The sequence below is a fragment of the Ereboglobus sp. PH5-5 genome (assembly GCF_029504805.1).
GTDB lineage: Bacteria > Verrucomicrobiota > Verrucomicrobiia > Opitutales > Opitutaceae > Ereboglobus.
The window spans coordinates 164292-185775 of record NZ_JAQFIT010000002.1; the positions used below are offsets into that span (position 1 = coordinate 164292).

The 21484-nt window shown below is 57.6% G+C and carries 13 protein-coding genes; 6 read left to right on the plus strand and 7 right to left on the minus strand.

Features of this window, described 5'->3' with window-relative positions:
• Window positions 1-18: 18 nt before the first annotated feature.
• The 7 genes from M2103_RS01825 to M2103_RS01855 all read right to left on the minus strand — a co-directional run bounded on the left by M2103_RS01825 (window position 19) and on the right by M2103_RS01855 (window position 15066).
• The gene (locus tag M2103_RS01825; RefSeq protein WP_277508374.1) at window positions 19-3552 is read right to left on the minus strand and encodes an autotransporter outer membrane beta-barrel domain-containing protein; all 3534 of its coding nucleotides are present in this window, start codon (window positions 3550-3552) and stop codon (window positions 19-21) included.
• 51 nt (window positions 3553-3603) lie between these two features.
• Window positions 3604-6957: a TonB-dependent receptor gene (locus M2103_RS01830; protein ID WP_277508375.1), complete on the minus strand. Its 3354-nt coding sequence runs from the start codon at window positions 6955-6957 to the stop codon at window positions 3604-3606.
• Between the two features lie 56 nt (window positions 6958-7013).
• Window positions 7014-9836 (minus strand): autotransporter domain-containing protein, encoded by a 2823-nt coding sequence (locus tag M2103_RS01835; protein WP_277508376.1) that lies wholly within the window; start codon window positions 9834-9836, stop codon window positions 7014-7016.
• 556 nt (window positions 9837-10392) lie between these two features.
• Window positions 10393-11745 (minus strand): phosphoglycerate transporter protein PgtP, encoded by a 1353-nt coding sequence (pgtP, locus tag M2103_RS01840; protein WP_277508377.1) that lies wholly within the window; start codon window positions 11743-11745, stop codon window positions 10393-10395.
• 167 nt (window positions 11746-11912) lie between these two features.
• Complete coding sequence (locus M2103_RS01845; RefSeq protein ID WP_277508378.1) at window positions 11913-12689, minus strand: S1/P1 nuclease; 777 nt, start codon at window positions 12687-12689, stop codon at window positions 11913-11915.
• 60 nt (window positions 12690-12749) lie between these two features.
• Window positions 12750-14138 carry an MFS transporter gene (locus tag M2103_RS01850; RefSeq protein ID WP_277508379.1) on the minus strand — a complete coding sequence of 463 codons (1389 nt, stop codon included), beginning with the start codon at window positions 14136-14138 and terminating at the stop codon, window positions 12750-12752.
• 61 nt (window positions 14139-14199) lie between these two features.
• Entirely contained in the window at window positions 14200-15066 is an 867-nt protein-coding gene (locus M2103_RS01855) for a glycerophosphodiester phosphodiesterase (protein WP_277508380.1), read from the minus strand.
• Window positions 15067-15247: 181 nt separating this feature from the next.
• On the opposite strand from M2103_RS01855, the gene M2103_RS01860 reads away from it, so the two are divergent.
• The 6 genes from M2103_RS01860 (at window position 15248) to M2103_RS01885 (ending at window position 21463) form a co-directional block, all read left to right on the plus strand.
• Complete coding sequence (locus M2103_RS01860) at window positions 15248-16198, plus strand: sugar-binding domain-containing protein (protein ID WP_108825180.1); 951 nt, start codon at window positions 15248-15250, stop codon at window positions 16196-16198.
• 144 nt (window positions 16199-16342) lie between these two features.
• A complete protein-coding gene (ruvX, locus tag M2103_RS01865) occupies window positions 16343-16798 on the plus strand; it encodes a Holliday junction resolvase RuvX (protein ID WP_108825179.1) in 456 nt (151 codons plus the stop codon).
• Window positions 16795-17550 (plus strand): tRNA pseudouridine(38-40) synthase TruA, encoded by a 756-nt coding sequence (gene truA / locus M2103_RS01870; RefSeq protein WP_277508382.1) that lies wholly within the window; start codon window positions 16795-16797, stop codon window positions 17548-17550. The genes ruvX and truA overlap by 4 nt, the downstream gene beginning before the upstream one ends.
• Before the next feature lie 147 nt (window positions 17551-17697).
• Window positions 17698-18609 carry a serine O-acetyltransferase gene (locus tag M2103_RS01875; RefSeq protein ID WP_277508383.1) on the plus strand — a complete coding sequence of 304 codons (912 nt, stop codon included), beginning with the start codon at window positions 17698-17700 and terminating at the stop codon, window positions 18607-18609.
• 44 nt (window positions 18610-18653) lie between these two features.
• Window positions 18654-19409, plus strand: a complete 756-nt coding sequence (locus tag M2103_RS01880; protein ID WP_277508384.1) for an RsmE family RNA methyltransferase — start codon at window positions 18654-18656, stop codon at window positions 19407-19409.
• A gap of 77 nt (window positions 19410-19486) precedes the next feature.
• A complete protein-coding gene (locus tag M2103_RS01885; protein WP_277508385.1) occupies window positions 19487-21463 on the plus strand; it encodes a sugar-binding domain-containing protein in 1977 nt (658 codons plus the stop codon).
• Window positions 21464-21484 lie beyond the last annotated feature (21 nt).

A 21484-nucleotide genomic window follows, 5' to 3' on the forward strand; every position in this document is an offset into this window, starting at 1 on the left:
TTGGTCTTTTTTTGGCGGTTACCAGCGGTGGCTGTAACCGAGGAAGACAGAGTAGGGTCGGGTATAATCGTCGGCCTCACTGTAGGCGATGTCGAGTCCAAGGCGGCCGTTGGCGCCGATATTGCGCGCGATGCCCACGGAAACCTCGACGCGGTCGTTGGCAATAGTGAAGCTGCCGAAGTTTGTATACATGGGATTGGTCATATTATTGTCCTTGATCTTTAATTCGCTACCACTGGCGTCGGTGGAGGCGAGGAGGAGATGCGCGCGAAAATGCCATTTCTCGGCGAAGCTCTTGCCCACCGCAAAACGGAAGGCGTGCTGGGTGGCCCGACCATCCTCGGTTTCGATATTATAACCGTTGTTGGCGGTGCGGGTGGAGTCCGTGGTGTAGGAAACACTGGGGAACGTGGCGAGGGCTATCTGATAGGAGGGCTCAAACCACCAGCCGGTGCCATAGTCGAAGTGCCAGCCTGCCTCAAAGGCGGCACCGCCAGCCTGCGAATGAAAATCGGCACCAAGGGCGTTGTTGTGGTTATTGCTATCGAGAGTGTTTTCATGGATATCGTAGCGGCCGATGGCTGAGAGGAAAAGCCCCTTGCGATGATGATAGGAAATGTAAACGCCGCCGCCAGCGGAGGTGGTGCGTCCATCGGCGGTGCCGGCGAAGTCGCGATCTGTGCGGGAAGTGTCGGCGAAGATGCCGGCGGTGAAGGTAGCTGTGTCGAAGTCCCAACGGGCGTCCACACCGGCGGTCAGGCCGATGGTGCGCGATTCGAAATCGCGGAAGGAGCTATCGAAGTCAACCCTGGAGGAGTCGGCGCGAGCCTCGAACCAGAAACCGCCCGCATCGCCTTGCGCTTGGGAGGCACCGGAGACGCCGGAGAAAACGTCTGCATTATTTTGGCGGATTTGGGAGAGTCGGTGGTTGACGGACGCGAGAGAGGCGAACCAGTCCTCGACCGCCATGGCCTGAGTGTTGATGACAGCACCGCCACCGTCTCCGAAGGAGCCGTTGTTGAGGCCACCAACGAGGTAGGCACCATCGGATTGGTTTTCAAGGGTGTAGCGCGCGAGGCCGTATTCGACGGGGTGCGCAAGAATAAGGGCGTCGGGAGCGAGAGAGTTGGTCTTGTCTTCGATGACCCGAATCCTATCCATGTTGAAGGCGGTGCCGTCGATGGCGTCAATGGCGAGGCGCCCATTGCCCGTAAGTCCGGATGCAAGAACCAGCGTATCCTCGGTGGCTTTAGGCAAGTGGATGGTGGCAAACTGATTTGTGAGATCAAGGGAGCCTTCCAATGTGGTTTTTACCGGAACGCTCCAGATGCCGCCAAGTGTGAAGCTGCGATTGAGGTAAATGGGAGTGCCGGCAAAGGTGGAAAGCGCGAGCTTGGCCCGGTCATTGACGACGAGGTCCCCGGTAAACTGGCTCTCACTGGCAAATTTAATGGTGATGGAGGCGGTGCCAGAAAGCTCAACGCCACCATTGATCGAGGTGCCTTCCTCAAAGCGGAAGGTGCCGGTGGCGCTGCCCGAAGCTTGGATGCCGTTGGAAACGACGGTGTCCCCGGTAAACGTGAGGTCAACCTTGGATAAACCCGCGAGGGAGAATCCACCGGTAATGGAGGAGTTGTGGACAGTGGCAAAGCGGCCGTTGACATCGCGACCAGGGCTGTTGATGAGTGTCGCGGTGCCATCAAGGGAGATGCCGCCCGTAATGGGAGAGTTGATAAGATCGATGAAAGTGTTGGTGGAGCCGGAAAGCGCGAAATTGGTGTTTTCGAGCGGACTGTTTGTAAAATAGAGCACTGTTTCGCCGCGATTGGTGGCAACAATGTCACCCTCCCAAGTAGAATTGAAGAATTCGATCCTCGCTTGGTGGGTTTTGCGGGCATCCTCGGTGCCGGTGATGTAGAAACCACCGCTAAAATGAGAATTGTGCGACTGGACGAGAAGATTGGCGCCACTAGTTTCCTGATGCCCCACGTTAATTGTGCCAGAGGCCTGCAGGCCTGCATGCATCTCGATGGCACCTTTGACGGTGGAGTCCTTAACATAAAGATTGGTCCAGTTGCTGTAAGGGCTGTGATGGGCACCGGCGGTGGCCATGCGCAAGGCGGTGGTGCCCTGGAGAGTGGAGCTGTTGATGAAGAAATCCCAAGTGGTTGAGATAAGGGTGGTGACTTCCTTGCCGACACCGCCACCGTCTTCGCCGGAGTTGAGGGCATCCTTGATCTTCATATCGATGTCGATGACAGAGGATTTTTGGGCGTCCAAAACAACATTGGTAAAGAGGCCGGCGAACTTGCTTTCATCCTTGGCATCATTGGCACCGACAAGGCGAATGATGGGGGAATTGGCCTCGGTGGTGGTGAGTGTGCCGTTTGTGACAATGGCTTTCCCAAGTCGCCCTGTTTGGTGGAAGATGGGAGCATAGACACCGTTGGAGGTGACGGTGGTGTTTTCGAGGGTGACGACACTGGTGAGTCCGTCAGCCATGGCCTCGTTGCCGCCGGCGTATCCACCGGTGCCCTCGGAGGTTTTCCAGCGGAAAATGGGGCCCGGATTGCCGGCAGTCGTGATGGTGGAGTCCTTGAGCGTGATGGTGTTGGCACCGTAGCCAATGCCAAAAGTGCGAATGGAGAAGGTGCTGGTGTTGACGACGTCTATGGTAAGGTTTTCACCGTAGAAGTGCGCGCCTCCCTGGCCTTGCTGGTCGTTAAGATTGAATACCTGGGTGTTGGGATTTGCGCCACTGATGGTGCTACTGATGGTGGAGCGGTAGAGCTCGACAAAGGTGTTGCCATTTCCCTGATTGAAGGTCTCGAGCGCACGGCCTGAGGAAATAATGGTGAGATCCTCGCCGCGGAAGTGCGCGGTGCTCCCCAACCCCTCCTGATTGCCAACGATGTAGAAGGTTTCGGAGTAATCGGCGTTGGCGGTGCCCACCTTTGAAATTGTGCCACCGGAAAGGGACAGGGATGCGCCGCTACGAATAGATATTGCCTGACGGCTGCCGTTGGCGGTGCTGGTAACAAAGACGTTGACGTTGCTACCGGTGTAAGCAACGGGGTGGAGCGTGGTGCCGGTGTAGCCGACAAGCCAGATGCCTGAGCCATCGGCGTCACCGGTGAGCGTATAGGTGATGTCGCTGACACTCCAAGTGCCGGATCTCACGGCGTAGTCCTGCGAGGTGCCGCTGGGATTGAGGGTGGCGAGACCCGCGTGGGCATTGTAAAACTGGAATGTGTTCTCGCCGTTGTTGACGACTGCGCGGTAGGGACCGGGCACGACGTCGTTTGCCTCGCCAACCGTGGTCACACCGGTGCTGTCCACGTAATAATAGGTGCCTGAGAAGGTAACCTGTCCGGTGTCCTCGTCGGTGGTGGCGACCCTGGTGCTGTAGACATAGCGGTCGTTTCCGGCATCGTAACCCATGTAGTAGTAGGTGCCGTTTTCGGATGGGAGAAGAGGCGTCTGAGTCCAAGCTTTCGTGGCGAGCACGGAGGGAAGAATGGCGCAGAGGATAAAGAGAATGCGGGTATTCATGGGAATGGTTTTTGTGCTTTATTATATGATTAAAACCGGGGTGGAAATCGCTCAGTAGCTGCCCTTCAAGCTGAGATTCCAGATGGTGTCGGGGACGCTATACCAGCTAAGACGTCCGGAGACGTTGGAATACCGTTCGATCGGCTCCTGTGTAAGATTGCGGATGGAGAAACTCAACTCGAGGTTCTTGTTGAGGCGCCAGCCACCGGAGAGATCCACAACAAACCTAGCCTTTTGATATTGGTTATCATTGAGGGTCCATTCCTGCCCGGGATAGGGGCGGCTGATGGATTTGAGGGCGTCGTCCGTCCAAGAGCCGCGAAGCTGGATGTTAAAACGACCATAACGATATTTGATGCCGCCGTTGGCTGATTTGCTGGCGCGTCCGATCTTTTCCTCCTCGATTTCAGCGTTTTTAATCTTGGCGGTAGTGAAGGAACCGAAGATGCCGATGCCCTTGAGCGGACCGGGGAGAAAGGTGAGTTGTTGGTCGTATCTAACAGTGATACCATAAACGATACGAGTGCCCTTGGCGTTGATAGTGGAACGGTATCCGATATCGCGAATATTCTTGAAGACCGTCTGCTCCTCTTCCGATTCTTCATCGATCACAATTCCGGAATCAGTAACCATGCCCTTCAGCGCTTCCTCAAGGGAGTATCCAAGCTGATATTCCGCTTGCTCTGCAGTGATTTGCATATTATTGATCTGCAAGTCCTTGATATCTAGCCGATAGGCGGAAATTTCAAAGATGCCTGAAGGTTTAAGATACCATTGGAAGCCTGCGTAGAATTTGGTGGTTTTCTCGGGCTTGAGCTTGGGATTGGGAATCCACAAATCTGTGGGAAAATAGGTGGGATAATTCACCGTGCCGGAAAGATTGCCGTAATCAGGACGAAGAATGGCTTGGGATGCGGAGAGCTGGAAACGGAGGTTTTTTGTGAGATCGTATTTGATACCTCCTGAAAGGAATAGATTGTCGTAGTCATCCGTGCGCTTGTCGCGGTTGCCGTAGTTATACTGGAACCGAACACCCTCAATAGTATTGGTGTTAAACTTGCCAGTGGCAACTTCCTCCGGTGTTGCATAGAGCTCGAAGGCCGCAATTTCCTGATTGGTGAGCATCCGGGTAATGAGGGTTTCGACTTCGGTGCGCTCTACGCGAACGCCGAGATTGAGGGAGAATTTGCCAAAACGCGTGGTGGCTTCCGTATAGGCGGCGGTGATGCGTTCCGTCAGGTCGCGGCGACCCATCAGAGACTGAAGAACGTTGTCCACATCGTTTAAAATAAACCACTCGGGGTGACTTTCATACGAGGAATAAAGTGCGTCCTGATCAACGACCGGCCAGTTTTGGTCATTGATGTTGCCGGATTTGCCGCCGAGATCCATGTTGAAAACATAGTTTTCAGCATAGGGGAAGAGTGATGCCATCTGCATGCCCTCGGGGCCGATGTAGTCAAATCGAGTGCGACTGTAGCGACGCCTGTAGTCGCTTTCAAGCATCATGCCGCCAGCGCGGAAAGTGACAGGGTGGTCAAAAACACGCGAGGCGTAGGTAACGTCGAGAGATCCGGAAAGTTGGGTATTTCTGACAAAATGGGGGTCATCATACCAAGTATCCCACAAGTAGGTGGCGGCGCGTCCCATGTTTTGGGGTTCAGTCCAAAGGGATCCGCCGGTTTGCTCAATGGTCCATTCAGGGGAATCACTGGAAGGACGCGAAGCGGTCCAACTGAGACCACCGAGACGGTTGCGAACGGCTCGAAAGCGGCCTTCGTCCTTATCACTTAGCTCGGTATCAGAATAAGAATAGCCCGTGCGCAGACTGACTTCGAGCGGACCTTTTTTGTATTCGAGGCGGGGAGAGAGGGCATAGTTGGTCTTTTTGTCGACACGGAAAGAGGGTGACTCCATGAGGAAGGATTCCAGCGCCTGAGTGCCGCCAGGACCGGTATTTGCCACAACCCAGTGTGTGAGCGTGGAGGAAGGGTGCGCACCGGGAGACGCTTGGTTGACATTAACGTCCATGTCGTCATCGCGATTTCTGGCGGACAATTGGTAATAGACGTTATAATACTCGTTTTCGCGGTAGTTATAGTTGCTGCGGAAAGCGAAAGTAAGGTGGGGCGTAATCTTAAAATCGACGGAAAGATTGACCGACTCTGTGGTTATGATGCGCGGGCCGTCGAGCCATTCAATCTGGCGGATGGTGGGACCTTCGAGCGCCTCAAGGTGGCCGTTGCGCGTGACGAAGGTGGTGCCGGGGTTCGGGTTGGTATATTCACCAGTGGCGACATTGTTATGGGGAGGGGTTCGATAGGTGTATTGAACGGTATGCCGCTGGTCATTGCGATAGTTGGCGTAACGGCTGACGCTAGCCTCAATGCCGAGGCGTCGTTTAAGAAAAGCGCCACCGAAACCGACGCGTCCGCCAAGGTAAGTGCGCGTGTGCTTCTTGTTGTCGGGCAAATAGGCGCGCCCCAGTTCGACAGTCTTTCCAGTGCCGTCGAGGCCCAAGTCGAAGTAGATGACAGGCTTTTTGCGATTGAACGCGTAGCGGGTTTTCATCTCGAACGATCCAGCCGGTTTGTTGGCGGGCATGCGTGCGAGCAAGGTCTGATTGAACTCAATGGACTCGATGGCGGTGATGGACATCTGCTGGAAGTGATTGGCACGGGTGCTGCCCTCGGTTGCGGAGGCGAGGGACATGCCGTCCAACGAGAAGCCTGCGTATTTGGGATCGAGACCGCCAACTCGCACATAGGCGGCCTCACCTTCGTCATCAAGATCCAGTGTGACGCCAGGCATGTATTTCATGAACTCGCCCACAGAGCCCTGGGTAAGCTCGCCGAACTGGTCAACGGTGATGGCAGTGACTGCATTGTCGGCCTTCTTCTGTGTCATGAAGGCCCTAGCCTGACCATCACGCTCGGAGGTCACGGTAAAACGGTCAAGCATGACGACCTCGGCGTCCTTCGGAGAGGGCCCCGTGGTCGGGAGGCCGGTGTCCAACGAAATGGCGCGCATGTCGAAATCGGCCGTGTTGGTGCCGCCGGCAACCGCATCAACGGAGCGTGTGATTGGGTGCAGCCCCATGTAGCTGACGACAAGGCTGACCTTGCCGGGAGGGACAGTGATGGAGTAACTGCCGTCATCCTCAGTATAGACAAGATTGCTGGTGCCTTCCTGGCGAATTTCAGCGTTCCCAACGTAAGCACCGCTGGCGATGTTGAAAACGCGTCCGGTAATGACCGCGTATTGCCGAGCTGAAGGGCTGCTTGCGGAGGCTGCGGGAGTGGAAGTCGACTTGGGCGTGGCGGCTGTTTGCGCGTGGACAATCGTCAGTGGCGCGAGGAGTGCCATTATCAAGGCAGGCAGGGCAAACGCTTTGTTGGGTGTCATGGTGATTTGAGGTGTTTGATTTTTGTAAAAAGTGGGATGATTTTTTGTGAGACTCGTCACCATGTGTAACCGACAAGGATGGACATGGTGGTTCGCTCGTGGGCGGATGCGGTTTCGTAGTCAACGGAGGCACCGACGAGAGCGTGGCTGGTGAGAGCAGTGCGGGCGGCTAGACTGAAAGCGGTGGAATCTCCGTAGTAGTCCCCGCGTTTCAGAGTGACGGGAGTAGTGGGCGAGTCGAAATAGTGGGTGGCGAGGGTGTCCCGCGGAGCACGGATATTGTGTTTGCGCCCGACGGATAGATCTACGGCGAGGTCGCGCTTGAAGACAACAAACTTATGACCGACGGTTATGCCATATTGCGACTGGGCTGAGGTATCGTCAAAATCGGCGATAACGAGTGGAGACAATCCACGTTCGTAATGCCCCGAGATTTTAGTCTTGGCATAGCGCAGACCGGCATAGGGCTTGATCACGCCGTTTGTCCAAGGTTTGAACACGGCGCCAAGTTGCAGAGAGCCGGTGTAATAGGAGGTGTCCCACTTGCCGCGGACGAGGCTGCCTGTTTCGTAGCGGAATGAATCGGTGGACACTTTTCCGGTGGCGGCCGCGAATGAGAGATAGAATTTGCCGAATCGTTGGGCTGCGTGAATACCCAGAAATTTTTGTTTGGATGAGAGTGAGGTGTTATTGTCGGTTTCAATATTGTTCTCCGCAATGCCCGCGTGAACACCGAGCAGGACGCGCCCAGGGAGAAGACCTTCAAGACCCGCCACGACACCGGTGATGGTGGCGTCCATGCCGGGCGAGCTAATGGACTCGTTGTCGAATTCAATTTCACTGCGCATGTAGCGAACCCACGCCTCATTAACCCATTTGCGCCCCTTGGCGGGAACGTGAAGGGTGACTGGATCGACAAGTTCATCCGCTATACGCGCGTTAACGGTGTCATGAACAGCGTCGACGGCGATCAATGTCATGGCAACGTCCTTGAGGGGGTTGGCCCCCTGATTGACGAGAACGTATTCGCGAGCCCAGCCGGCGGCGCTGGTGTCAGCCGGAATGCTCTCCGTTGAAGCTATCGGCACAGGAATTTCATTGATAATGAGCTCCATGCCCTCGGGAACGATGTAGCGGAGCGTGCTGCTGACGGTAATATCCGTGGTAATGGTGTCCGGATCCACGCCATCCTTCCAGCGAAGACGGGCGACCCCGGAAGCAGTGAAAGCGATATTGCAAGGACTGTCATCGACAAGGAGCGCACCGGTGTTGAGGTAGGCGTTGGGGGTAAGCACAAGGGTGGATCCCTCGGAAAGCTCGATACGATTGGCGAGAACCGCATAGGTCATGGGAATCGCGGTGGCTCCAGAGCCGCGCGCGGACAGTCCTTCGCGGCCAATAAGAAGGGTTGATCCCTCGGTAACGGAGACGTAAGCATTGGCACCGCCCAGCACTGTGGAATACGTGCCGCTGGCTATGGCCGACAAGCGGGATTGTCCGGAAATCTGAATACGTCCGATTTCGTTCATGGCGGGGTGCCAGCTTCCGTTGCCCGACATACCGTCAAAATCATCAAGTGTGCCGTTGCGCCAGTTGAAGGTGACATCACTGCCTTGGGTTATCTCGATGTTACCGTTGCCCACAAAGGCCTGCCGCATGGTGCCGACGACGCCGCGAAACTCCAATACGGCGTCACTGGAAATACTCGTCGCTCCTGTGCCAATGGCATGGGGGCTTGTGATAACAACACGCCCCGCATTGATTTCATTGTATTTTTTGTAATTTCCGTAGAACCAGTTTTGCGTGCCAGTGATGGTCAGGGTGCCGGTTCCCTCTTTGATAAATGTGCCTCCGTTTGCTCCATAATTATTGTTCGTTCCATAGAGGCGTCCGGAAATGGTGGTGTCCCCCTCAATATCAAAGGTGAGTATGTGGGAGGCCAAGTAAACGTCGCCGGTAATGTCCAGCCCGTCGGCGGAGGCGGGAACGCGGACGGTGGCAGCCGAAACGATAGCGCTGTTTGAACCGGCGGAATTCAATGACTGACTGCCGGCACGCAAGATGTTGCCGGAAGCATCGAGCACGGTGCCCGGGACGGAAAGGAGGGCTTTGTTTGAAATGTTCTGGCCGTAGATGTCGCCCGCCGCGAGGGTGGTCGCAGTAACAGTAAGCACATAAATATCGTTGTCGCCGAGGGCGCGGGGATCGGCAATGGTAAGTGTGCCCTGACCGAGGTGAATGCCGCCGGTAAAGACGTTCGCGACCGTATTGGAGAGTGTAAGCTCGCCCAGACCGATTTTAACGAGGCGACCGGACGGGAGAACAGCATCTCCGGCAGGGCCGACGCCGGTGCCGGTAAAATGTGGCGAACCGGCAACCACGGAGGAGGCGTCCGTGGTGATGGCACCTCCTGTGAAGACATAGCTGCCGGGGCCGGATATCACAAGATCCGAGGCCGTAACCCCGGCATCGGCGATGTTAATGGTGCGAGTGATCGCGGAGCTGGGAGTGGAAACCTCGCCGGTGTCGGGATCGACAAAGGACACGAGGTCGGACGTGCTATCAAATATGACTGTGTCGCCGCTTATGAAAGGAGTGTCGGGGAGTGCATCGGTTTCGGCCCAAGTGGGACTGGTATAAGTCGCGCTAACATAGGTAAGATATGTGCCGGTGGTCATCCAAGATGAGGTGGTATTGTTGTCCCACACCATGCCGTTGGATCCCGTCCAGAAAATACGGCGGTTGTCGGTGCGCCCTTGGGCAGAGACGTCGTGCGCAGCGGCGCAGGCGAAGATGACCAAAAGGCCCGTCAACGCGGCGCGCATTGCTTTGCGGGGAGTCAGTTTGTTCAGCGTGTTCGAGGGGAGTGTGGTGTGCATGACGGGATATTTGGAAGATGGGATGGTGATGCGGTTGGATGTTATGGTTTTTTACGAAAAAACGATGGGCGTGTTTCTCAATTAAACATGCTGGTTGAGGGGACTAAAAAAGGGGGCTGTGTAGGAGCAATGAGACCGAGGAACACTGGTGCTAATGACTACAGTGACGGGGTCCGGTGATTTGGTGTGTGGAAAAGCTGGTAAGGAAAAATCATGAGTCAATGTTTTTTAAAACGAATAATTATTCACTTCTGCAAACTCATTAAGTTTTCGTTGTTTATTTCTTTAAAAAAGGTGTTCGTGCGGCGTGAGCATGCGTTGCATCAGGACTTTTGCCATGGCTTGCGGCGTTTTTCGGCTCCGCCCCCAGTGACACCCGCACCTCCGGCGACGCGGCCACAACGATCGGCGGTGAATGGGGATGAAGAATTTGAATATATATTCAAAACGGGGAGGAATTTCAAATCAGCGTGCGACGATTTACTTATGTTGGGTTGTTCTATTTGCGGGCGAATCAGGGCTTATCAAGGATAGCGAAGGCGGTTTTAGTGATCTTTTATTTTGATGCAAGCTTATCGTTGGGTGTATTGCGATGTTTCAGCGTGAGCGCGCTAAACACCATCGTGAGCGCGCAGCAGATGACCATGACTATGAACACGCCGTTCCAGCCCCAGTGGTCCGCGAGCCAACCCACACCGGTTCCCGCGATCGCCGAGCCGAACACATAACCGAAAAATCCCGTGAACCCGGCGGCCGTTCCGGCGGCGTTCTTGGGGACGAGTTCCAGGGCGTGAAGCCCGATCATCATCACGGGGCCGTAAACGAAAAAGCCAATCGATATCAGCGCGGCGTAGTCGATCCACAGCGGGCCGTTCGCGTTGAACCAGTAAACGAGCACGCCAAGCAGGGTCATCGCCATGAACAGGATCGTGGCCGGGGCGCGCCGGCTTTTGAAAACTTTGTCGGACATCCATCCGCAGAGCAGCGTGCCGGGGATCGCCGCATATTCATAGAGCGACCAGGCGATGCTCGATTCCTTGAAGGAAAATCCTTTCGCGGTTTGCAGGTAGGTGGGGATCCAGTCAACCACTCCGTAGCGCACAAAATACACAAAGGCGTTGGCGATGGCGATTGCCCACAGATAGCGGTTGTTGAGGACGTTTTTGAAAAAGATTTCCTTGAAGCTGAGGATGCGTTCGTTGTCCGCGGAGTATTTTTCGGGATAGTCGTTTTTATGCTTCTCGATGGGCGGCAGTCCGCAACTTTGGGGCGTGTCCCGCATCAGCACAAACGCGATGATTGCGATGACGCCCGCGATGATTGCGTTGAAATAAAACTTCGCCCCCCAGTCGCCAAAAAGCATGACGCCCCACAACGCAAAGGTCGCTACCAAGCCGCCGCCGACATTGTGCGCGACATTCCAGCCGGCAACCACGGTGCCGCGCTCGCGCGAGCTGAACCAGTGCACCATCGTTTTTCCGCAGGGAGGCCAGCCCATGCCGTTCACCCAGCCGTTCAGAGTTTGCAAAAGGATGATCAATATCAGCGACGAATAAACGGCTTTCACAAAACCGCACACCATCATGATCGCGCAGGAGAGAAGCAGGCCGAGCGGAAGAAAATAGCGCGGATTGCTGCGATCCGACACCGAGCCCATCACAAACTTGGAAAGTCCGTAGGCGGCCGAAAGCCCCGTGATCGCCCAGCCGAGCTGCGCCTTTGTATATTGGGGATAATCCGCCAGGATGTCCGGAATCACCAGCGCCATATTTTTCCGCACCAGATAAAAGGCGGCGTAGCCGATAAAAATTCCAATAAACACTTGGATGCGCAGGCGCTTGTATTCGGCGTCAACGCGTTCGGACGGCAGGGGAGTCGCGGCGGGAGCGGGTTTGAGAAATGAGAACATGGGTGCTTTGTTTATATTAAAAAAATCAGAAATTCTTTTAACCGCGGATGGTCACGGATGAACGCGGAGTAGATACAAGAATCAGGAGGTTTGGTATCTGCGTTGAATTGCGTTTATCCGCGTTTTTTCTGGCCTGTATTGAAGCGGTTTTCGAAAAACACTTTATATTAATTGTCGAATAATTCGTTCAGCGTGCGGGCGAGGCGGTAGCCGGCTTTTACAATTTGCATTTCCGCGAGCTCGTGCGCCTGGTTTATATAATCCTGACCGAGATCGGCGCCCGGCTTGGCCCAGTCGTAGATTTTAACGCAGTCCTTCGCGCTTTCGTGAAACCAATCGGCGGGCGTGCCCTTGCTCATGGCGATCCGCTCGGCGTTCGAATAACGGTCGAGCTGGTGGCGGTATTCCATGTAGCCCCAGGCGTGAGAGGCCTCGATCAGGCCGGAATCCCAGACGGCGTGATATGTCATTTCCCTGCCCTTCAGCTTCACCTTAAAATTCATTTTGATGTCGGGATACTTTATATGCACGGGGCAGTGCATGTCGCCGGCGAGGTGTATTACAAACTTCAGGTTCAGGTTGACCGTGGCGGCGTCGAGTTTTTTATAATTCTTCAGGGTGGCGATGGCTTTTTCGAGCTCGGCGACCGCGTCGCCGTCCGGCTTGCGTCCCTCGGGCGTGCTTTTCAAGTTCTTGTCAACCCCGCCGGTGTGCCAGGGGTGCGTGTATTTATATTCCGGTGTCCGCCTATATTCATCCATCCATGTGGAATAATATACAATCGACCGGTTCCCCAGGTATTTCTCGATGGTGGCCTTCGCCTTCGGGGTAAGGTTGCACTCGGCGATGTAGGCGATGGCGTCGTGGCCCCTCTTGCCCCAGGCGAACATCGTTTGCGCGGAGCAGAGCGCCAATATTACGAGAGGAAGTATTATTTTTTTCATTTTGGGTTTATATATTAGAATAAGAAGCGATGGTTTATTGGAAAATATAACAGGAGGGGCTCACGCCTGCTCGTCGTAGCCGTCGGCCTTGGCGCCCCACATCAGCAAAAAGCCGCCCATGCCGATGAACGCCATGATGATGATGGCGATGTAGGCGAAGTTCCAGCCGTAGTGCTGGGCGACGTAGCCGAAGCCCACGCCCGAGACGGCGGTGCTCGCGTAGGCGAATATGCCCGTGATTCCGTTGGCGCTGGCGGCGGCTTTTTTGGTGGCCTGGTTGGCCGCCGCGATGCCGACGAGCGCCTGCGGGCCGTAAATGAAAAAGCCCGTGGAGCAAAGGACGGCCAGCAGCATCCACATGGGGGCGGACGCGGGGATTTGCCAGAGGGCGATGGCGCAAATCGCGGCGCCGAGCATGCAAAACACGCAGGTGCGGTGCGCGCGGCCCTTGAGCCAGCGGTCGGTCGCCCACCCCGCCACGAGCATTCCGACGATGCCGGCGATCTCAAACAGGGCCACCAGCCAGCCCGACTTCGCCACGCTCACGCCCTTGGATTGCTGGAGCAGCGTCGGCCCCCAATCGAGCACGGAAAAGCGGACGACATAGACAAAGAAGTTGGAGAATCCGAGAATCCAGATCAGCGGGTTAAAAAACACCTTTTCGCGCAGAAGCGCCAAGTGCTCCGCCGATTTGGTTTTTCCGCTCGTTTTTTTCAATTTTACCGTGGTGCCCTCCAGTTCCGGCAGGCCGACGTCGGAGGGTGTGTCGCGCAAAAACGCAAACAGCCCGATCGAGCCGAGCAGGGCGATGCTTGCCGGTATCCAGAAACACCAGCGCCACGCGCCCGCGTGGTTTTCGCCGGTGCCCATGTGCGCCATGATGTAGCCGCAGAGGATGACCACCAAGCCCGCGCCGATGGAATGCGAGGTGTTCCAAACCGACATTTTTGTGGCGAGCTCCCTCGGCGGCACCCAGTGCGTGAGCAACCGCGCGCAGGGCGGAAACCCCGAGCCTTGCAGGAATCCGTTAACCACCCAAGTGATGCCCAGAAACAAAATCAGCGCGTTGGAAAAGCCCGGTCCCGAGGGTTCGCCGGATATCCACGCGGCAATGTCCACGCCGAAACCGAACGCGAAGTTCGCCAGCGCGCACAAGGCGAGCCCCGTCGCCATGTAAAAGCGGGCGTTGAGCACGTCGGCCAGCATGCCGTTCAGAAAACGCGACCCGCCGTAGACCAAGCCGTTGAGTGTGAGGAAGATGCCAAGGCTTGTTTTTGAAATACCCAAGTCCGCCTCCATGCCGGGCATGGCCATGCTGAAGTTTTTCCGCACAAAATAAAACAGTGCGTAGCCGACCATCGTCGCGATGATCGTGCGCCATTGCCAATACCGAAAGCGTTTCGCAGTTTCGGCGGAGGAGGGGTCTGCTATTTGCGCGGATGTGCTCATTTATGTAGGTATCCCAATAAAAGCGTGCGGGGTGCGTTTTTTAACAAAAAACACTGAAACCTCAGAGTTTGAGCTCTTTGCGAAGGTAGGCGGGGCGATTGGTGGTGATGCTCATCGTGCCGAGCTCAACCCAATGCCTGCCCAGGGTGGGGTCGTCAACCGTCCACACATGCAATTCGAGCCCGGCATCCTTGATCCGCTTCACATCGGCCTTGCTGAGGGGCCAGGTTGCCTGCAAGTCGAGTCCGTTGAAATTGGCGGTCTTGGCCTCCTTGATGACTTCGTCGATCGTGGGCTGCACATAGCCGGGCTTGCGCTTGGCGGGATCGCGGTAGCCCTTGAGATAATGGGCGGGGATTTCAGGGAGCGCCTCATGGGCGGCCTTGAGGGCGTCGTAGTTGAAGCTGATGAAAGTGATGTTGTGCTTGCCGGCGCCGGCCTTGGCGAGGCAGCGGACGAGTTCGGGAACGATTTCGGGGCCGACCTTGATTTCAATGAACATGCGCTTGCCGCTGGGGATCAGCGCGAGCTGCTCGTCGAGCGTGGGGATTTTTTCACCGGCGTATTTCGAGGATTTCCATGAGCCGGCGTCGAGCGCGCGCAATTCGGCGAGCGTGGATTTCGAGGGCGTGAGCTTCTTCCCCGTGGTGCGATTGGTGGTTTTGTCGTGCAGGGCGATGATTTTGCCGTCCTTAGTCAGGTAGATGTCGGTCTCAACGGCGTCGGCTCCCTGTTCCCACGCGAGTTTTTGGGCGGCAAGGGTGTTTTCGGGCGCGTCATAGGAGGCGCCGCGGTGGGCGACGATGCCGACGGGCGCGCCGGGCGCGGAAGCGGCGGACTGCGCTTTATCCTTGCTGGCGCAGCCGGAAAGGAAAGGGAACGCCACAAGCGCGGCGATGACTAGAGCGGATGCTGTGCGGGTTTTCATTTTCTTGGGTGTTGGAATATTGGGCGTTTTATCAAATAAGTAGGCAAATTTACTGGGGATTTAAATAACGCGGGCAACGTTCAAAAGAGAAGGGAAAAAAAAGACTTGTCGATTGGAAAGTTTATATGAATAAATATTTAATCTTTTATTTCAACCACTTTATTTATTACTTCAATATCCCATGCCCAGAAAAGCCGACTATTCCGATGATGAACTCCGCCTGGTAGCCACACTCTACTACGTGGACGGCTTGGGGCAGGCCGAAATCACAAACCTTGTCCGCGTTTCGCAGACCAAAATCTCGCGCATGCTGGCCGTGGCCTTGGAGCGCGGAATCGTCCGCATCTCGGTCGACCAATACAATGCGCGTAACCCCAAGCTGGAACACGAGTTATGCGCCCGGTTTGGCCTGACGGAAGTCGCCGTCGTGAAAACCGCGCCGAACGCGAATCCCGAGACCGCGCGCCAGACAGTCGGCCACTTCGGGGCGCCGTTTGTATCCGAACAGCTCCCAAACTCCGGCACGCTCGCGATGGGCGGCGGGCGCAGCGTCTCCGAATTGGTGCACCGCTTCCGGCGCAACGACGCCCGGCGCCTCACAATCGTGCAGGCAATGGGCAGTATCGATTCCAACGTCTCCTCCGTTGACTCGCTCGAACTCGGACGCTCCCTTGTGAAGCTCTGGGGCGGCGAATTCCTGACACTGAGCACGCCCGCCTTCGTGGAGGACAAGAAAACGCGCGATTTTTTCCTAGCCTCCGAGCAAATCCGATCCGTGAGCGAACGCCTGAAAAAAGCGGACGCCGCGATCGTGGGTGTTGGGCCGCTCGATCTTTCGGTTTATGTTGAACGCAACGTGTTGGATGAAAACGATTTCATTCAACTCAGAAAAATCGGCGCAGTCGGGGAAATCTGCGGACGTTTCTTCGACAAAAACGGCCGCGAATGCGCCTCTTACTGGCGCGACCGGGTGATCAGCATCGACTTGGACGACTTGCGCAAAATCCCGCAAGTAATCGGGATCTCATCGGGAGCCGTGCGCGCCCCCGCCATCGCCGGTGCGCTAAAAGGAGGCATGCTTAAAACCCTCCTGACCGACGAAAGTGCCGCCGAAGCATTGCTTGCAATGTAAAAACGCTTGTCAATCAACGATATAAAAACGATCAGCCCGCATGACAAAGAATGTGAGTGCTCCGCCTTTCGCCTGCGCACAGCCGCGATTACTCCCGTCTTGCCGCATCGCATGCGCGCTGCTTTTTTTCTTCGTAAAATTTTCATGCGAGCAATCGGCATAGATTACGGTGAACGCCGCATCGGCCTGAGCTACGGCGACGAGATCGGCGTGGCCACTCCCCTGCCCGCCCTCACGGATGCCGACGCCGAAAAACGCTGGGCCGCGCTCGGATCCGTCATAAGGCAAAGGCGCATCACCGACATCGTCCTCGGCTGGCCGCTCAACATGGACGACTCCGAGGGATTCAAGGCGAAGGAAGTCGAAAAGTTCGCGAGGCGGCTGGAAAGCGAGTTTCAGCTGCCGGTGCATTTGGTGGATGAACGGCTCACGTCCTATGAGGCCGAGTCGTCGATTCCCAAAGCCCAGCGGCGCGACGTGCGCGCAAGCGGGCTGATCGACTCGCGCGCGGCGACGATTATCCTGCAAGATTTTCTGGAGCAGAATCTGCGCTTGCCCGCGCCCGAAGGCTTTCAAGCCGAAACGGAGGATGATTTGTGAGCGACGGCAAAATAATCCGCTGGAAATGCGGCTGCGCCTACGACGGCGCCCCGTTCGAAGGCTGGCAATCGCAACGCGGCGGGCGCGCGATTCAGGACGTGATCGAGTCGCGCCTGCGCGAGATTTTCGGCGAACTGATTCGCGTGCACGCGAGCGGACGCACCGATGCGGGCGTGCATGCGCGCGGCCAGGTTTTTCATTTCGACGCGGCATGGAAACACGGGCCGGAAAAACTGCGCGCGGCGTTGCGCGGCGGGCTGCCGCAGCAAATCCAAATCAAGTCCGTGCGCGCGGTGCCCGAGGATTTCCACTCGCGCTTTTCGGCGACGGGAAAACTTTACCTGTATCATTTGTATCTCGGCGACGCCGACCCGTTCACTCGGCCTTACGCGTGGGCAATCGACCGCCCGCGTCCGCTCGATATCGAGGCAATGAAAAAAGGCGCGGCGATTTTGCGAGGAAAACACGACTTCCGCGCGTTTTCCGCGCTGAACGGCCCGCCAAAGGAAGACACGGTGCGCGACCTGCGGCGACTCGAAATCGCGAAACGCGGACGTCATGTGCGCATCGCCGCCGAGGCCGACGGGTTCATGTATAAAATGGTGCGCAGCCTCGTCGGCGCGCTCGTGGCGGTCGGCGAAGGCAAGCTCGCGCCCGATGATTTGCGCGAGTTGTTAAAAAGCGGAAAACGCACGACGCGCGTGCAGACCGCGCCGCCGCGGGGACTTTTTCTGGAAAAAGTATTTTATTGAGGCATCCTCGCATCGCGGTTGGATTTTCTACTGTAGGGCGAAGCCTCCGGCTGAGCCGCGAGCATCGCGCAACATTCAAACGATTTCGGCTCAGCCGGAGGCTTCGCCCTACCCTCACTATCGGAAACACCGACGGCACTTCCAATCATGAACCTCGAAAACATCAAACGCGCCCTGCTCGCCTCCTACCAAAACGAAGGCGGCATCAACCATCTTGAAGGCAGCAACCTGCCCGCCGAGGAATCGATCAACCAGCTCGCGCGCGATTTTATGTATGTCCTCTTCCCGGGATTCTTCGGCGAGGACGCGCTTGAGAAAAAAAACGTGCCGGCATTCGTCGACCGGATGCTGGAAAGCATCGAAACGCGCCTCACAAACGACATCCGCAAAAGCCTTGTCTTCGCGGGTGTCGAGGACGCCGAAACGCGCGCGAAGGAAAAAACAATGGCGCTGCTCGAACGCCTGCCGGAGTTGCGCCGCGTGATCCAGACCGACGTGGTGGCGGCGTATGAGGGCGACCCGGCGGCGCGCAGCGTGGAGGAAATCATCCTTGCGTATCCGTGCGTGCTGGTGATCTCGCTGCAACGCATCGCGCACGAACTTTACCTGCTGAACGTGCCGCTGCTGCCGCGCATGTTGACCGAATACGGCCACGAACGCACGGGCACGGACATCCATCCGGGCGCGACAATCGGCACGCATTTCTTTATCGATCATTGCACGGGCGTCGTGATCGGCGAGACGGCGCGCATCGGAAACCACGTGAAGATTTACCAAGGCGTGACGCTCGGCGCGAAGTCGTTCGAGCTGGACGAAAAGGGCCATCCCGTAAAAGGCGTGAAGCGCCATCCGGAGCTGCGCGACAACGTGATCGTGTATCCCGGCGCGACGATTCTCGGCGGCGACACGGTGATTGGCGAAAACTCAATCGTCGGCTCGAACGTGTGGCTGATGCAATCGATGCCCGCCAACAGCATCGCCTATTACCAAGGCGACGCCGCCTCGGTGATCCGCCCGCGCTCGACCAAGGAGCAGCTTCTCGGGGAAACGGGCGATTGAGCGGTTTCTTCGCGCCGTAAAAAAATTCATCCACCGCTTTCCGTTTGAACCTCATCCTTTTCACGCCTGACGATTTTTCGACGGCCTCGCGGGACGCCGCCACGCTCGCAAAAAACGACGCGCGCGCCGCGCACATCATCGGCGTGCTTCGTCGAAAGCCGGGCGACACCTTCGACGCCGGCCTCGTCAACGGCCCGCGCGGCAAAGGCACGCTCTCCGGCATCGCCTCCGACGGCGCGGTTTCGCTCGCCTTTGCGTGGGACAAAACCGAGCCGCCGCCGCTCCCGCCCGTCACGCTTGTCATCGGGCTTCCGCGTCCGCAAACCGCGCGCAAAATCCTTAACGAGGCCACCGCGCTGGGTGTTTCGGAAATGCACTTCGTCGCGACCGCGCGCGGAGAGCCCTCCTACGCGCAAAGCACGCTCTGGACAACCGGCGAATACCGCCGCCATCTGGAGGCCGGCGCCGCGCAGGCGTTTTGCACGCGCATCCCGCGTATTGAGTTTTCGAACACACTCGACGAAACCCTCGCGAGCCTGGCTCGTGACCGGCCTTCGGCGCGACGCGTCGCGCTCGACAACTACGAGTCCCCCGCGTCGCTGGGCGAATGCCTCGCCGCCCCGCCGAAATCGCCGGCCATCCTCGCGCTCGGCTCCGAACGCGGCTGGACGGCGGACGAACGCGACCGGCTCCGCGCCGCGCATTTCGCCTTCGCGCATCTCGGCCCTCGTGTGTTGCGCCTCGAAACCGCGGTCGTCTCCGCCGTCACGCTCGCGCTCGCGCACATGGGGCGCATGTGACAGGCCGCCGCCGCATTTTTCTCGCCCTGTTTCCCCGCCGGACGTAATCCACGGCCATTAACTACGCCCTCTTTCCCATGAAAAACCCAAACATCGCATCATTGATAAAAGCGCTGGGCCTTGGCGCGCTCGCGCTTTCGCTCCCGGCAATCGCCTCCGCGCAAAACGAAACCAAAACCGACGCGCCCATGCTCACCCCATGGGCCGCCGACGCGCAGGCCGGACGCGGCTGGCGGGAATACCCGCGCCCGCAAATGACGCGCGCCACCTGGCAAAATCTCAACGGCCAGTGGGACTACGCCATCACGCCACTCGCCGCGCCCGCGCCCGCCAAATACGACGGCAAAATCCGCGTGCCCTATCCGGTCGAGTCCGCCCTTTCCGGCGTCGCGCGCGAACTCAAGCCCGGCCAGCGCCTCTGGTATCACCGCGCCTTCACGATTCCAAAGGCGTGGGACGGACAGCGCGTGCTCCTGCATTTCGGCGCGGTTGACTGGGAGGCGCACGTTTATGTGAACGGCGCGCCCGTCGGCTCGCATCGCGGCGGCTTTGATCCGTTCAGCTTCGACATCACACCCTACATCAAGGCGGACGGCGGACAGGAACTCGTCGTCGCCGTCACCGATCCCACGAGCGAGGGCGACCAGCCGCGCGGCAAGCAAAAACTCGACCAACAGGGCATCTGGTATACGCCCGCCTCCGGCATCTGGCAGACCGTCTGGCTCGAACCCGTGCCCGCCGAAATGAGCATCACCGTCGTGAAATGCGAGCCCAACCTCGACGCCGGCCTGCTCAAGCTTACCACGCTCGGCAACCGTGTCGCCGTTGGCAAAACACACTACGCCATCCGCGCGCGCGTGCTCGACGGCGGCAAGCTCGTCGCCGAGGCCGGCGGACGCCTGAACCGCGAGCTCAACATCCCTATCCCCGACGCAAAAACCTGGAGCCCCGACTCACCGCACCTCTACGATTTGCAGATCGATTTGTTCCGCGTCGAAAACCCGTTCAAGGGCGAAAAAATCAACCCGAAAACCTGGCAATCCGTGCGTTATTTCGGCCCCGAGGAACAGGCCTTTTACGCAAAACTGCCCGACGGCGCCGTTCAGCTCGACTCCGTGAAAAGTTATTTCGGCATGCGCAAAATCTCGCTCGGCCAGGGGCCGAAGGGCGTCGTCATGATGCTCAACAACAAACCGCTCTTCCACTACGGCCCGCTCGACCAGGGCTACTGGCCGGACGGCCTGCTCACGCCCCCGACCGAGGCGGCGATGCGCTTCGACTTGGACTATCTGAAAAAAGCCGGCTTCAACATGCTCCGCAAACACATCAAGGTCGAACCCGCGCTCTACTACGCGCACTGCGACAAGATCGGCCTGCTCGTGTGGCAGGACATGCCCAGTGGCATGGCCGAGGGCGCCTCGCGCACGCCCGGCGAGGACAGCCAGTTTGTCAGGCGCGGAGGGCAAAAAGAAGCGGTGCGCAGCCCCGGGTCCGCGCGGCAATTCGAGACCGAGCTCCGCGCCATGATCGACGCGCTCTATTCGCATCCGAGCATCGTCGTCTGGGTGCCCATGAACGAAGGCTGGGGCCAATACGACAGCGTGCGCCTCGGCGCCGCCGTGAAAGCCTGCGACCCCAGCCGCCTCGTCAACAACGTCAGCGGCTGGCTCGACACCGGCGCCGGCGACATGCTCGACTACCACAATTACAGCGAGAAAATGCCCGTCATGGAGCGCAAGGACGCGCACCGCGCGCTCGTGCTCGGCGAGTTTGGCGGACTCGGTTATCCCATCGAGGGGCACCTCTGGTGGACGAACAAGCGCAACTGGGGCTACCAGACCTACCACAACGCCGCCGACCTCGAAAAACACTACATCGACCGCCTCTCGCAACTCCGTGAGTTTGCGGAAAACCAAGGCATGTGCGCCGGCGTTTACACGCAAACGACCGACGTCGAGGGCGAGGTCAACGGCCTGCTGACCTACGACCGCAAAATCGAAAAAATCCCCGCCGCCCGCCTCAAGGAAATCCATCAGGCAACAAAACTCTATTAACACCCTCGCAAGGGCGCGCGC